We start from the raw sequence: 14,244 nt of genomic DNA, 5'->3' as shown, positions 1-14,244 counted from the left end.
ATAAGACGCCATGAGCTTTCAAAGCGCAGGTTATCAATTGCTGCCCGTCTTGCCGGAGCTTGTTCTGGCGGCCGGAGCCATGGTGCTGTTGATGATTGGGGCCTTTCAGGGCGTCCGCGTCACGGGCCTTGTCACCGCGCTGGCCGTCGTCCTTCTCGTGATCGTTGGCGTCCTGGAGCTGACGTTGCCTGCCGGGAAGCTTGTGACCTTCAATGGCAGCTTCATCGTCGACGACTTTGCCCGGTTCCTGAAGATTTTGGCGCTTATCGGCTCGGGCGCGACGCTGATCCTGTCGGCGGAATTTCTGGCTGATCCATCGCGGCGCATCTTCGAATATTCGATCCTGGTCCTGCTTTCGACACTCGGGATGATGGTCCTCATCTCGGCCGGCGACCTGATCACGCTCTATCTGGGTCTCGAACTGATGAGCCTCGCGCTTTACGTGGTAGCGGCCTCAAACCGCGACGACGTCAAATCGACCGAAGCGGGCCTGAAGTATTTCGTGCTGGGCGCGCTTTCCTCGGGCATGCTGCTCTACGGCGCTTCCCTGATCTACGGCTTCACCGGCACGGTCAGCTTTGCCGGCATCGCGGCGGCCGCCAAGACCGGTTCGATCGGCATCGTGTTCGGCATCGTGTTCCTGCTCGCCGGGCTTTGCTTCAAGGTCTCTGCCGTGCCGTTCCATATGTGGACGCCCGACGTTTACGAGGGCGCGCCGACCCCGGTCACCGCCTTCTTCGCATCGGCACCGAAAGTCGCGGCGCTTGCCGTGTTCACACGGGTGACGCTGACGGCGTTTCCGGGAATCATTCCGGAATGGCAGCAGATCGTCGTGTTCGTCGCGATTGCCTCGATGGCTCTGGGCTCGTTTGCGGCGATCGGACAGAAGAACATCAAACGCCTGATGGCCTACTCCTCGATCGGTCATATGGGTTTTGCCCTGGTTGGCCTCGCTTCGGGCACGGCGGAGGGCGCACAGGGCGTGTTGGTCTACATCGCAATCTACGTCGCGATGACGCTGGGCGCCTTCACCGTGATCCTGGCGATGAAGCGCGAGGGGCGGCATGTGGAGAATATCAGCGATTTTGCCGGCCTTTCCCGCACCAATCCTTTGTTGGCCTTCTTCTTTGCCATGTTGCTGTTTTCGCTGGCCGGCGTTCCGCCGCTCGCGGGCTTCTTTGGAAAATTCTATGTGTTCGTCGCGGCCATCCAGGCGCACCTGTTCACGCTTGCGGTGATCGGCGTGATCACGAGTGTGATCGGCGCCTATTACTATCTCTCGATCGTCAAGGTGATGTATTTCGACGAGCAGCTGACCCGGCTTGATCCCGTCCGCGTTGAATTGCGCGCGGTGCTGGCTGTGGCCGGCCTCTTCAATCTCTTTTTCTTTATTTATCCCGGACCGCTGGTGAGCGTGGCTTCAGCAGCGGCAAAATCCCTGTTTTAGATGGTGTTCACGCTCGGTCCGAAGGCCATATCGGCCGGTTACCGGCTCGCAAGTTTCGATCAGATCGGCTCGACCAATTCCGAAGCGATGGCGCGGGCCCGATCCGGTGAGGGCGGACCGATGTGGTTCGTCACGACCGAGCAGACGGCGGGCCGCGGGCGGCGCCACCGGGCTTGGATCGCGCCCCGGGGCAACCTCGCCGCCAGCGTGCTGGAGACCGTTGACGTCGCACCCTCGATCGCGGCAACGCTGGGCTTTGCCGCCGGGCTTGCGCTGGAGGCGGCGCTGCGGGATGTGGCTGGGCCGGGTTTGACCGGGTTTTCGCTGAAGTGGCCGAACGACGTACTTGTAGGGCAGGCCAAGCTCTCCGGCATCCTGCTGGAGGCCCAGGCGTTGACGGGCGGCCGGCTTGCCGTCGTGGTCGGGATGGGTACCAACGTCGTTGCCGCGCCTGAGGGCATGCCAATCCCCGCCACGTCGCTCAAGGCCCTCGGGCTGCAGGTTACGGCCGAGGCGCTGTTTGCGGCGCTGTCCGACAGTTGGGCCGAGTGCCGCGCTATCTGGGATCAAGGCAGGGGGTTCGGCGAAATCCGCCGGCGCTGGCTGGCGCTGGCGGCGGGACTCGGACAGCCTGTCGCGGTCCATACCGGCACTGCCACGGTGTCGGGCATCTTTGACACCATCGACGAAACGGGCTGCATGATCGTCAGGACTTCCAGCGGCAACAGCGTGCCGGTCGCGGCCGGCGACGTGCATTTCGGCGCAGCCGCTTCCGCGAGGGCCGGCTAGTGTCTGACGGCGACGAGTTCACCTTTACTCCGCTCGGCGGTGTCGGCGAAATTGGCATGAACCTTTCGGTCTACGGGTTTGGCAGTCGCCGGCAGCGGTCGTGGCTCGCGGTGGATCTCGGTGTCTCGTTCGGCGATGAGGAGCACCTTCCGGGCATCGATACCATCATGCCCGACATCAGTTTTCTGGTGCAGGAGCGCAAGAATCTGGTTGGACTCGTGCTGACGCATGCCCACGAGGATCATTTCGGCGCCATCATCGATCTCTGGCCGCGGCTCAAATGCCCAATTTATGCGACCAAATTCAGTGCCGCGCTGTTTGAAGCGAAATGCGCCGCCGAGCGCAATCCGCCGAAGATTCCGGTTACCGTTGTGCCTTCAGGCGGCCGGATCGACCTCGGGCCCTTCGGCGTCGAGTTCATTCCGGTTGCGCACTCCATTCCGGAATCGCATGCGCTTGCCATACACACGGCCGCGGGAACGGCGCTGCATACCGGTGACTGGAAGCTCGACCCGACGCCCGTCACAGGCCCCCCAACGGACGAGCGGCGGCTGCGCGAACTGGGCGCCTCGGGCGTGCTGGCGCTGATCGGCGACTCGACCAACGCCGTGCGCGACGGTCGCTCGCCGTCGGAGACCGAAGTGGCCAAGACCATCATCGAGCTCGTGAAAGCCGCCAGGGGCCGGGTTGCCGTAACGACGTTTGCCTCTAACGTCGCCCGTATTCGCTCTGTCGCGGATGCGGCGCGCCTGTCCGGGCGCGAGGTGGTGGTGGTCGGACGCGCCATGGACCGCGTCGTCCAGGTGGCAAGAGAAACCGGTTTTCTCGATGGCGTGCAGAATTTCCGCAGTGCTGAATTCTACGGTCATTTGCCGCCGGACAAGGTGTTGGCGCTGTGCACGGGAAGCCAGGGCGAGCCGCGCGCGGCGCTCGCCCGCATCGCCAATGACGATCATCCGCAGGTGACCTTGAACAAGGGCGACTGCGTGATTTTTTCCTCGCGCACCATTCCGGGCAACGAGAAGGCGGTCGGATCCATCATCAATGGACTGATCACGCAGGGCATCGAAGTCATTACCGACCGGACACATCTCGTTCATGTATCGGGTCATCCGCGCCGCGATGAATTGCGGGAACTCATCGGCTGGGTGCGCCCTGAACTGCTGATCCCGGTCCACGGCGAAGCGTTGCACCTGTTCGAGCATGCCAAGCTGGCGCGCGCCGCCGGTGTGCCGAGGGTGCTGATTTGCCGCAACGGCGACCAGGTGAAGCTAGGGCCGGGCGAGGCCGGCATCATTGACGAGGTGCCGTCGGGCCGTCTGTACAAGGATGGGACGATCCTCGAGGATTCCAATTCGCGTGCGGTCGTCGAGCGGCGGAGAATGGCGTTCGCCGGCTGCGCGTTCATCGCCCTGGCGATGGATGAAAAGGGCGAACTCGCCGACGATCCCGAGATCGACCTGATCGGAATCCCCGAAAAGAACGCGGCGGGCGAGGTCATCGACGAAATCGTGTTCGATGTCATCGTCTCGACCGTGGAGGGCCTGCCCCGGGCGCGTCGGCGCGATCCCGATGCACTGGCCGAGTCGGTGAGGCGGGCCGTGCGCGCTTCCGTAAACGAGCACTGGGGCAAGAAGCCGCTATGCTTCGTGCATGTGCTCACGGTCTGATGAAGCTGGAACGGGCACGCGGGCTTTTGCGGCGCGGCTCTCCTGGCTATAAAGGATGAGGGAGGCGCCAATGCTTGGCCGGCTCAATCACGTGGCAATTGCGGTCAATGACGCCGAAAAGGCCGCCAGGATATATGGCTCTCTCGGCGCGGATATTTCGCCGGCAGTGCCGTTGCCCGAGCACGGCGTCATCACCGTGTTTGTCACCTTGCCGAACACCAAGATCGAATTCATTCAGCCGCTGGGTGAGACGTCGCCGATCGCCAAATTTCTGGAGCGCAACGCCGACGGGGGCATTCATCACATCTGCTATGAAGTGCCCGATATCACTGTGGCGCGTGACCTGTTGATCAAGGAGGGCGCGCGCGTTCTCGGCGACGGCATTCCCAAGATCGGCGCGCATGGCAAGCCGGTGCTCTTCCTGCACCCGAAGGACTTTTCCGGCGCGCTTGTCGAAATCGAGCAGGCCTGAACCCGGTGCAGTGGATTTGACCCTAGCCGCGAGTTCACCAGCCGAATGTCAAATCCAAGACTGCACCACAAACCAATATTTTCCAGTGGTCCCTTTGATTCTAACATTCGCAAAAGCGGCTGCTGAGAAGGGATGCGAATGTTAGAATTGGACTGCTAGCCATGGCCTATACCATTTCAACCGGCTTTGCGATCTACTTCGTCATATGGTGGATCACGTTGTTCGTGACGCTGCCCTTCGGCGTGCGGAGCCTGCACGAAGACGGTGGCGGAAGTCCCGGCACCGATCCGGGGGCGCCGATCGCAACGCGCATGGGCCGCAAGCTGATCTGGACCACGCTGTTGTCAGCGGTGATCTATGCTGCGGGGATGACGGCATACTACGAAGGATGGCTTAATATCGATCGATTGTCGAAATTGATTGGTATGCCGTTCTGAGGGCTTTAGGTCAGCGCGTTTTTTGTGATTGGGGGCAAAGATGTGGTTTCAGCGAATCGTGGTCGCGTTGTTGTTGCTCGCCGTCGCAGGCCTCGCCACGACTGCATATATCGATTGGAAGGTCAGCGGCCAGCTTCAGACGCTGAGAAGCTTCGTCGAGGGCTATGTGTTTGCGGACGCGGTGGCAGCTTGCGAGCGGGCGTCCAGCACCACGCCTTTCAAGTGGAACGGGGGCTCCAGCACCCGCGTGATTGGTCTGAACTCGGTGAAGCTCGACAAGTACAACGTCGTCGCCAGCTACACCCTCGTTGCCGACGGCGTTTTTTGCGATTTCGATCCGATCAAGAAGAAGGCGAGCATTGGCTCGAGTTTTCTCGATCGCGATTGACCGGTGCCTTTCCGATCGGTGGGATAGCGACAACAGGTCGGAAATAAAAAAGGAGCAGGACCTGCGAAGTCCTGCTCCGAAAATTGTGTCGTCCCTATTTTCCCGTATCGTGGATTGATCTTGATTGACGGGTCGACGCTGCCTTTTTGCGCGCCAGGGCTCCTCCCGAGACTTGGACCACCAGACAGCCTCTCGACCCGTCTGAGGGGGGCATTCCTAGACCAAAATTTCTGCCGTGTCACCCATTCCGGCAACGAATGTTCAAAAATACAGCATGCAGCGAAATGAATGGAATTTCGGCATTGAAAACCCGAATGAAGGTATTTCAGTAATCTATTGAACGGCTTACCTCAGTTGCTTTCGCCGCCCAGTTGCCGCTCAGTGTATGTGGGCGGCCATGTCAGCGGCCGGAGGCATGATGCCGAGCACGCCGACAATGCAGACGATCGCAAGACCAAGCGCAATTTCGAGCAGCGCGCTGCGGATCAGCCAGCGGAGGGCAACGGAGGAGCCGTCGGCATGCAAGTCGCTGGACAGGCGGGGAAGAAGGTACTGCCGGTTAATTCCAGCCAAGCCTACCATGGCGGCGAACAGCACGACCTTCAGGAGCAGCAGGCGGCCATAAGGAGTGTTGATCAGGCTGTGCATCCCGCCGAGCAGGAAGGCGGCATTGACGAGCCCGCTGACCAGCAGGATTCCGACGGCAAAAATACCAATCAGCGAGAAGCTGCCGGCCGCGCGAGCCGCGGCGGACGCCCAGCCGTTTTCCTGAAAGCGGCAGAGATAGACGAGCCAGAGCAGCAGCGGCGCGAGTGCGCCGAGCCACAGACCGGCTGCGATCAGGTGCAGAAAATCGGCGGCAAGATGGATGTTGTGCTCGAGGCCGAGCCCTTTCGCGCCATGGCCCGCAAAGGCAAGAGAACCGAGATACGCCGCGGCAAGCAAGCTCGCGAAAATCGCCAGGACATTGGCGACGCGGCTGCCGGTTGCTCTCTGCATGAGCAAGCAGGCAGCAAGCCCGACGCCGAGCAGCAGCCGCATTTGCCAGGCCAAGCCGAATTGGGTTTGCGTCAGCACGAGCCAGGCCGTGCCGTCGGTCAAAACGTCGTTGAAGTCCTCGTGGACGATCCGCATGGATACCAGGCACAGCCAGGCCAGCGCGGATACAATCGACAACGCCAGGCCGATCCAAAGAATTTTCCCGCGGGAGGATTGCAAGGCCACTCCTGCTTTGGTGGACGGCGATCCCGTTCGCCGGAGCGGCGTGGCGATGAAGAGGTCAAAGAAGATCACGCCGGCGACGGCGATCGTCGACGCCAGGTGGAGGTCCCGCACAACAATCAGCGGATCGATCAACATGCTCTCCATTGAGCGTTGGCCGGAAGGAGGAAGCCGGCCGCGCATACGACCCGCTGAGCGGGGCTGATGTCGGAAGCGGGCGGACAGTTAACGGCCAACCTGGAAGGTGAAGTTGCCCTCCGTGGTATGGGTATCTACCGATAGAACATGCCAGCGAACGCGGTACGTGCCCGGCGGCAGCGGCTTGAGGCCGACCCGCATGGTGGTCGCGCTTATCCTTGGTTTGCCTTGGCCGACGCTGTGGCCGCTGGCGTCGCTCACCTCGACCGAACTGAATGCCGGCTCCAGGCTCTCGGAGAATGTCAGCACGACTTCCCTGGGAGCGGAGGGGACGGTGCTTCCCACCCGCGGTTCGGCGTGATCGAGAAAAGCGTGGGCGTGGGCAGCCGCGGCTGCCGCGGTTACGAAAAACGTTGTGGTCGCGAGAGTCAGGATACGCATAGTTTGCCTCAGAGTTTACGGGGGGTGTTCGTTGCCAATCCGCCAATCAGCGGCTGGCCGTAAGTCGAGGGGAACATGTCGTCGAGATAGAGGTGCAGCTGCCCGAGAACGCCGACTCCCGTTCCGCTGGCTCGGTTGACAGGAACCATCGCCTCGAGCCCGACCTGAAATCCGCTTCCCACGTAGATCACGCCGGGGTTGACTGTACCTGTGGTGGTGTAGGGATTACCGAAGTTGTTGGCGACCGGTGTCGTCAAGCTCAACTCAACGATCGGCATCAGGTGGTTGATGAAATCCGGAAGCCCCAGATCGACGATCTCCGATTTCAGGTAGGACATGCTGTATTGGAGTGAGGCGCCATAAATCAGCTGCTGGGGAATGAAGATGTTCTGGGCGATGTCGAAAGAGTTCGTCGGAATTTGATAGCCGACCTGAGCAGTGACGGCGAAGGCGCGGAACCAACCGAACTCCGAGGGCAGATCGCCAAACCCCTTTCCGATATAAACCGTCGGAGTCACAAGACTGTAGTCGGTGGCCAGGCCCGAACCGGTTGAACCGGTGTGCCCCCAGTCCACGACCAGGCCCGACAGGACGGCGAGCTCGTGCTCGCGGTCTTTGACGATTTGATACTGGAATGCCGTCTCGAAGTTATCGAAGCCCTGTGTCAGCGTGCCGTCGGCCTGACGAATGGACGTCCAGCCCTGGCCGATCGAGATGCCGAAATTATCCGTGATGCGTTTCGAGAGTTCGCCGGAAAAGTCCCATTCGGTGGCGGCCGGGACGTCGCCGGTTTTCGACCATCCGACAGTGGGCAATGACATCTCGTCTGCGACGCAGGGATCATCGGTGGCAAGGGTGGCAGGAAAGAAGCGCGCGCCGACAAAGCAGTGGGCTAAGGCGTGCGACGTGCAGGACAGCGCCATAACGCCCGCAAGCGCAAGAAGACGTGGCAAGAGCCGAGACATCGGGATTTCTCCGGTCAGAATACGTGAACGCAAGGTTTGGCCAGCCGAAAGGGCTGGATTGCATCACACGCTGAGCGGAGGCCCTCGCGGACGGGCGACGGAATACTGCGACAACGACGGCAGGCGCAGCGATCGCCCGGATTCCCGTAATTTGCGGAACTGGCGATCAATAGACGCGACGACGAAGGACTGCGGGGCGCCCAAGAGCGCAAAGGCGCCGGAAAAGCATTGCAGACAATGTTGGTGGGCCCGGTGGTGTTCCTGGTTGGCAGGTGAAACCGGACTGCCGTCGGCGTTATGCTGGCAAAGCTGGGAGAACGCAACGTTATCAAGGACCGACGCTTCGGCGAACTGGGCTCCGGCCGCCAGCAGCAGCGGCTGCATGACCAGGGCGTAGATCGCAGCCGCGCCGACCAGCCTCCGCCAGAACAGGCGCAGCCTCGCGCATCCTTGATTTGCTCCGGTTGGCATGCTCACAAGCGTACTGCTATGCAGGGTTACGGGAGTTAGGTTCTGGCTTGGTTTGGCGACGGTTCGAGCGGATGCGACCGCTGAACGCGCGCCGGGAGTATAGTAGACGATTTCAACCTAGCAATCCCGGCCATGACGTGCTTTGCGGTAGCGCAAAGGAAAACAAAAGCTGGCAGACGTGGAATTTCGCATGAAACAGATCATTAGTGTGCTCTCTGGCATTGTTTGTGCGGCGGCTCTCCTGACGGCGCCCGTCCAGGCGGACCAAGTGAAGGCCGGTGATCTCGTCATCAGCCAGGCCTGGAGCCGCGCGACGCCCGGCGGTGCCAAGGTTGGCGGCGGCTACCTGACCATCGAGAACAAGGGCACGACGGCCGACAAGCTGGTCGGCGTGACCGGCGACATCTCCGACAAAATCGAGGTGCATGAGATGTCGATGACGAACGGTGTCATGAAAATGCGCCCTGTCGAGGGAGGTCTGACCATTGATCCCGGCAAGTCCGTCAAGTTCGCACCGAATGGCTATCACCTGATGATCATGGATTTGAAAGCCCCTCTCAAGCAAGGCGAGAAGGTGCCGCTGACGCTTCAGTTCGAGCGGGCAGGCAAGGTCACCGTCACGTTTGACGTTGAGGGCATCGGTGCGATGGGGCCGGCTGGTGGCGGCATGAAGATGGCGCCCGGTATGAAAATGTAAGGGGCGCGGAGCCGCAAAATCGGCCTGAAAACCGCGGCCTCTTGGGCCTGCGCCCTTGTGTTTTTCCGGCCGATCCGGTTTGACTGCCGCAAATTCCTGCAATTCCGACTGATTCCGTCGAGGCGAGGCCCATGCGACTGTCGCGTTTCTTTCTCCCGATCCTGAAGGAGAATCCGAAAGAGGCGGAAATCGTCTCCCATCGGCTGATGCTGCGCGCAGGCATGATCCGGCAGGAAGCGGCCGGCATTTACGCCTGGTTGCCGCTCGGCTTGCGGGTATTGAAGAAGATCGAGCAGATCGTGCGCGAGGAGCAGAACCGCGCCGGCGCGCTTGAGCTTCTGATGCCGACGTTGCAACTTGCCGATCTCTGGCGCGAGAGCGGCCGCTATGACGCCTACGGCCCCGAGATGCTGCGCATCGCCGATCGGCACAAGCGCGAGCTGCTTTACGGGCCGACGAACGAGGAAATGATCACCGAGATCTTCCGCGCCTATATCAAGTCGTACCGGAACCTGCCGCTCAACCTCTACCATATCCAGTGGAAGTTCCGCGACGAGCAGCGGCCGCGATTCGGCGTCATGCGCGGGCGTGAATTCCTGATGAAGGATGCCTATTCTTTCGACCTCGACGAGGCCGGCGCGCGGCGCGCCTATAACCGCATGTTTGTCGCTTACTTGCGCACCTTCGCACGGATGGGATTGAAAGCGATACCGATGCGCGCCGAGACCGGCCCGATTGGCGGCGACCTCAGCCACGAATTCATCGTGCTCGCCGAGACCGGCGAGTCCGCCGTGTTCTGCGACCGCGACGTGCTTGACCTCCCGGTGCCCGGCGAGAACGTCGATTACGATGGCGACCTCACGCCGATCATCAAGCAATGGACATCGGTCTATGCGGCCACCGAGGACGTGCACGATGCGGCCCGCTTTGAGCGCGAAGTCCCGGCAGAGAAGCGCGTGCACACGAGGGGCATCGAGGTTGGCCAGATCTTCTATTTCGGCACCAAATATTCCGAGCCGATGAAGGCCCTGGTGGCCGGACCTGATGGCGCCGAGGTCGCCATTCACGGCGGCTCCTATGGGGTCGGCGTTTCCCGGCTGCTGGGTGCGATCATCGAGGCCTGTCATGACGACGCCGGCATCAAATGGCCGGAGGCCGTCGCGCCGTTCAAGGCGGTGATCCTGAATCTGAAGCAGGGATCGGCAGACACCGATGGTGCCTGCGAGCAGCTCTATCGTGAACTGACGGCCAAGGGCGTCGAGGTGCTCTACGACGATACGGACCAGCGGGCAGGAGCGAAGTTTGCCGCCGCCGATTTGATTGGCATTCCCTGGCAAATCCTCGTAGGCCCGAAAGGACTTGCCGAGGGCAAGTTCGAACTCAAGCGGCGCGCCGACGGCACGCGCGAGAACTTGAGCGCGGCGGACGTGCTGGCGCGGATGATTTAGGATTATCCACCGCGGGCCGGTGGGAATACCGACCGCTGTGGCCACAATTGGCCCCGAATCGTGTGAAAATCGGACATGGATCAAGCCATGAGCGAGACAGTTCAAACCCGGCCTTTCGCGCCCTTCGAGTGGCTGCTGTCTGGACGCTATTTGCGGGCCCGCCGCAGGGAAGGCTTCATCTCCGTTATCGCCGGGTTCTCGTTCCTTGGCATCATGCTTGGCGTTGCGACGCTGATCATCGTGATGGCCGTGATGAACGGCTTTCGCAAGGAACTGCTGGACAAGATCCTTGGTCTCAACGGCCACCTTCTGGTGCAGCCCCTGGAATCGCCTTTAACGGACTGGAAGGACGTGGCGGACAGGATCAGTCAGGTGCCCGGAATCAAGCTTGCCGCGCCCGTGGTGGACGGTCAGGGGCTCGGATCTTCACCCTATAACGCGTCCGGCATTTTCATTCGCGGCATTCGCGGCGAGGATCTCAACAGTCTTCCGTCCATTGCCAAGAACATCAAGCAAGGTTCGCTCGAGGGGTTTGATGAAGGGCAGGGGGTTGCGATCGGCCGCCGGTTGGCCGACTCGCTGTCGCTGCACGCCGGTGACATGATTACGCTGATTTCGCCGAAGGGAGCCGTGACGCCGATGGGCGTCACGCCGCGCATCAAGCCCTACCGGATTGCGGCCGTGTTCGAGATAGGCATGTCGGAATACGATTCGGGTTTCGTATTCATGCCACTGAAGGAAGCGCAGGCCTATTTCAACCGTAACAACGATGTGTCCGCGATCGAGGTGTTTACCAACAACCCCGACAAGATCGAAGCTTTTCGAAAAAGCGTGACCGAGGCGGCAGGGCGGCCGATCTTCCTGGTCGACTGGCGGCAGCGAAATGCGACGTTCTTCAACGCGCTTCAGGTCGAGCGCAACGTCATGTTCCTGATTTTGACCTTGATCGTGCTAGTCGCCGCGTTGAACATCATCTCCGGTCTGATCATGCTGGTGAAAGACAAGGGCAGCGACATCGCGATCCTGCGCACCATGGGCGCCTCACAGGGGGCGATCATGCGGATATTCCTGATCACCGGCGCATCGATCGGCGTGGTCGGCACGATTACCGGGTTTCTGGTCGGCGTGCTGATCTGCATGAACATCGAATCGATCCGCCAGTTTCTGTCCTGGCTCACCAGCACTGAAATCTTCGATCCGACGATCTATTTTCTTTCCAAACTGCCGGCCGAGATCGATTTCGGAGAAACCAGCGCTGTCGTGATCATGGCGCTGACCCTGTCCTTCCTGGCTACGCTCTATCCGTCCTGGCGTGCTGCCCGCCTCGACCCGGTCGAAGCGCTGCGGTACGAGTGAGGGAGAGATGGTGGAGGGGGCGGAGGAGGTACCGGTCGTTTATCTCCACGAGATCAAACGACAGTACATGCAGGGCGCCGCGCCGTTGGTCATTCTGAATGGTGCCAAGCTCGCACTGTGGGCCGGGCAGTCGGTCGCGCTCGTGGCCCCATCGGGCACCGGCAAATCGACGCTGCTCCATATTGCGGGCCTGCTCGAATCGCCGGACGAAGGTGAAGTCTATGTCGGGGGCACTCCGACCTCGGGCCTTTCGGATGTCGAGCGCACGCAGATCCGCCGTACCGAAATCGGTTTTGTCTATCAGTCGCATCGGCTGCTGCCGGAGTTCTCGGCGCTGGAGAACGTGATGCTGCCGCAGATGATTCGCGGCCTGAAGCGCTCCGAAACCGTCAAGCGCGCAACCGAGATTCTCGCCTATCTCGGCCTCGGCGACCGAATCAAGCATCGGCCGGCGGAGCTGTCCGGCGGCGAGCAGCAGCGGGTGGCGATCGCACGCGCAGTTGCCAATGCGCCGCGGGCACTCCTCGCCGACGAACCGACCGGCAATCTCGATCCGCACACGGCCGACCACGTGTTTCAGGCTCTGATGCAGCTTGTGAAGGCGACCCGGGTGGCGATGCTGATTGCGACCCATAACATGGAACTGGCGGGCCGCATGGACCGCCGGGTGTCGCTTGTGGACGGCGAGGTCGTTGAACTGGATTGAGTTGGTTCGATTCGCTGGAAGAATCGACCTCGGCCGATCTTTCCTGAGAATTGCCAGGGTGGACCGGAGAGAAAAGTGATCCGGCACGGGCTGGAAAGCTTTGCCGCAAAGCGGCATTATCCTCCTGGGACCCGAAAGCCGCATTCAATCCTATGAAAAAATCAGATCTCAGCTGCCCGGTATGTCACGCGGGCTACCGCCGCATCGAGTTGACCTCACGCCCGGGGATCAAAGGCGAGTACCGTTGTCTGATGTGCGATGTGGTGCTTGAGACCTTTGACGGTTCGACCAATGTCGCGATCCGTCTCACAGTTCAGCCGGAAAAGACCTTCGAAACGCCGATAAAGCCGGTCTAACAACTGTCCCGGCTGCCGCGGACGCGGTTCTCCGCGCAACCTAAACTCGCTGAAACGCTTGCCGGAGGATTCGTTCCAAAGAACGATGCGCTGCACCAATTTCGGCGCAAATGTGGCGGCTTTTTGTTTCCGTATGTTGCAGAAAGACAAGGTTCCACAAGGGTTTCTTAAAGTTTTTTAACACGGATTTCCCTGAGGGTGTTGCGAGCGAGTTACAGCATTCTGCGTGAACATCGCTATGAATGTTATCGGGGTCACTGGGGCACTCTCACAGCTTCGAAAGCAGGGATATTTTGATATGAAAAGAGTCACCATTCTCGCGGCGGTTGCATTTGCGGTAGGCGCCGCTGCACCAGCCTTCGCCGCGGATCTTCCCGCTCGAGCGCCTGCACCGTACACAAAGGCGCCCGCGATGGTTCAAGCCGCCTATGACTGGAGCGGCTTCTATATTGGTATCAACGGCGGCGGCGCCACAGGCAACGTGGACTGGAACGAAATCGGCTTCGGTGATGAAGGCAGCCACAATCCGTCCGGAGCCACGTTCGGCGCCCAGGTCGGCTACCGCTGGCAGATGGCCTCCTGGGTCTTCGGCCTGGAAGCGCAGGGCAACTGGGCTGACTTCAAGGGCGATAACATCAGCTTGCAGACCGGCTTTGATAACCAAACCAAGGTTAATGCGTTCGGCCTGTTCACCGGTCAGATCGGCTACGCTTGGGATCGCGCGCTATTCTACGTGAACGGCGGTGCTGCGGTTACGGACAATCGGTACAACGTCTATAATGGTGGCTTCCTGCAAGACAATGCCAGCGAATCCCGGTGGGGCGCTGCGCTCGGCGCCGGCTTCGAATATGCCATCATGCCGAACGTGTCGCTGGGCTTCGAATATGATCACCTGTTCATGGGCGGCAACGACGTCACGTTTGCGTCGAACACTGTCGATCACATCAAGCAGGATGTCGATATCTTCACTGCCCGCCTGAACTACAAGTTCGGCGGACCGATGATGCCCCGCTACTGAGATCAGGCTCGCCTGAGATTGCAAACCCCGGCCTTGTGGCCGGGGTTTTTGTTTGGGCCCGGGTGTGTTCGTCCCCGCATTCCCGATTAACCAACGATCCCGGATTGCGAGCCAACGCAGGCTTGCCTCTTGCGTAAGAACAAAAAGAGAACTATGTTCTCTATATGTTCTAAAGCGGGAGGTTTTCATGTTGCGCATTTTTGTCGAGGAAGCAGCGGCGTTGG

General features: G+C 60.7%; 16 protein-coding genes. 12 read left to right on the top strand and 4 right to left on the bottom strand.

Translation table 11 applies throughout. The features are described from left to right. Nucleotides 1–10 precede the first annotated feature (10 nt). From nuoN to NEZ08_RS07295, 6 genes are all read left to right on the top strand, one after another. Nucleotides 11–1,447 (top strand): NADH-quinone oxidoreductase subunit NuoN, encoded by a 1,437-nt coding sequence (gene nuoN / locus NEZ08_RS07320; protein WP_298105816.1) that lies wholly within the window; start codon nt 11–13, stop codon nt 1,445–1,447. Then, nucleotides 1,448–2,236, top strand: coding sequence for a biotin--[acetyl-CoA-carboxylase] ligase (locus NEZ08_RS07315; protein WP_298105815.1), 789 nt, complete (start codon nt 1,448–1,450; stop codon nt 2,234–2,236). After that, nucleotides 2,236–3,906, top strand: a complete 1,671-nt coding sequence (locus tag NEZ08_RS07310) for a ribonuclease J (protein WP_298105813.1) — start codon at nt 2,236–2,238, stop codon at nt 3,904–3,906. The genes NEZ08_RS07315 and NEZ08_RS07310 overlap by 1 nt, the downstream gene beginning before the upstream one ends. Before the next feature lie 70 nt (nt 3,907–3,976). Beyond that, a complete protein-coding gene (gene mce, locus NEZ08_RS07305; RefSeq protein WP_298105811.1) occupies nt 3,977–4,378 on the top strand; it encodes a methylmalonyl-CoA epimerase in 402 nt (133 codons plus the stop codon). Between the two features lie 161 nt (nt 4,379–4,539). Next, nucleotides 4,540–4,815 carry a DUF1467 family protein gene (locus tag NEZ08_RS07300; protein ID WP_298105809.1) on the top strand — a complete coding sequence of 92 codons (276 nt, stop codon included), beginning with the start codon at nt 4,540–4,542 and terminating at the stop codon, nt 4,813–4,815. A gap of 40 nt (nt 4,816–4,855) precedes the next feature. Then, the gene (locus tag NEZ08_RS07295; RefSeq protein ID WP_298105807.1) at nt 4,856–5,203 is read left to right on the top strand and encodes a hypothetical protein; all 348 of its coding nucleotides are present in this window, start codon (nt 4,856–4,858) and stop codon (nt 5,201–5,203) included. A 378-nt stretch (nt 5,204–5,581) separates the two neighbouring features. Here the strand turns inward: NEZ08_RS07295 and copD are convergent, their stop codons facing one another. From copD to NEZ08_RS07275, 4 genes are all read right to left on the bottom strand, one after another. Then, complete coding sequence (gene copD / locus NEZ08_RS07290) at nt 5,582–6,562, bottom strand: copper homeostasis membrane protein CopD (protein ID WP_298105805.1); 981 nt, start codon at nt 6,560–6,562, stop codon at nt 5,582–5,584. An 87-nt stretch (nt 6,563–6,649) separates the two neighbouring features. Next, the gene (locus NEZ08_RS07285) at nt 6,650–7,003 is read right to left on the bottom strand and encodes a copper resistance CopC family protein (protein ID WP_298105803.1); all 354 of its coding nucleotides are present in this window, start codon (nt 7,001–7,003) and stop codon (nt 6,650–6,652) included. 8 nt (nt 7,004–7,011) lie between these two features. Beyond that, entirely contained in the window at nt 7,012–7,926 is a 915-nt protein-coding gene (locus tag NEZ08_RS07280; RefSeq protein WP_298105801.1) for a hypothetical protein, read from the bottom strand. 105 nt (nt 7,927–8,031) lie between these two features. Then, entirely contained in the window at nt 8,032–8,352 is a 321-nt protein-coding gene (locus NEZ08_RS07275; protein ID WP_298105799.1) for a hypothetical protein, read from the bottom strand. 277 nt (nt 8,353–8,629) lie between these two features. On the opposite strand from NEZ08_RS07275, the gene NEZ08_RS07270 reads away from it, so the two are divergent. The 6 genes from NEZ08_RS07270 (at nt 8,630) to NEZ08_RS07245 (ending at nt 14,020) form a co-directional block, all read left to right on the top strand. Beyond that, nucleotides 8,630–9,136, top strand: coding sequence for a copper chaperone PCu(A)C (locus tag NEZ08_RS07270; protein WP_298105797.1), 507 nt, complete (start codon nt 8,630–8,632; stop codon nt 9,134–9,136). 131 nt (nt 9,137–9,267) lie between these two features. Next, nucleotides 9,268–10,584, top strand: a complete 1,317-nt coding sequence (gene proS / locus NEZ08_RS07265; protein ID WP_298105796.1) for a proline--tRNA ligase — start codon at nt 9,268–9,270, stop codon at nt 10,582–10,584. Nucleotides 10,585–10,659: 75 nt separating this feature from the next. After that, nucleotides 10,660–11,940, top strand: a complete 1,281-nt coding sequence (locus NEZ08_RS07260; RefSeq protein WP_298105794.1) for a lipoprotein-releasing ABC transporter permease subunit — start codon at nt 10,660–10,662, stop codon at nt 11,938–11,940. 7 nt (nt 11,941–11,947) lie between these two features. Next, nucleotides 11,948–12,646, top strand: a complete 699-nt coding sequence (locus NEZ08_RS07255; RefSeq protein ID WP_298105792.1) for an ABC transporter ATP-binding protein — start codon at nt 11,948–11,950, stop codon at nt 12,644–12,646. A 152-nt stretch (nt 12,647–12,798) separates the two neighbouring features. Next, nucleotides 12,799–13,002 carry a hypothetical protein gene (locus tag NEZ08_RS07250; RefSeq protein WP_298105790.1) on the top strand — a complete coding sequence of 68 codons (204 nt, stop codon included), beginning with the start codon at nt 12,799–12,801 and terminating at the stop codon, nt 13,000–13,002. Nucleotides 13,003–13,228: 226 nt separating this feature from the next. After that, nucleotides 13,229–14,020, top strand: a complete 792-nt coding sequence (locus NEZ08_RS07245) for an outer membrane protein (protein WP_367278384.1) — start codon at nt 13,229–13,231, stop codon at nt 14,018–14,020. The last annotated feature ends 224 nt before the right edge of the window (nt 14,021–14,244 follow it).

Origin of the sequence: Bradyrhizobium sp., from assembly GCF_027451485.1 — a bacterium.
Lineage (GTDB): Bacteria > Pseudomonadota > Alphaproteobacteria > Rhizobiales > Xanthobacteraceae > Bradyrhizobium.
This window is presented reverse-complemented; position numbering and strand designations above follow the sequence as displayed.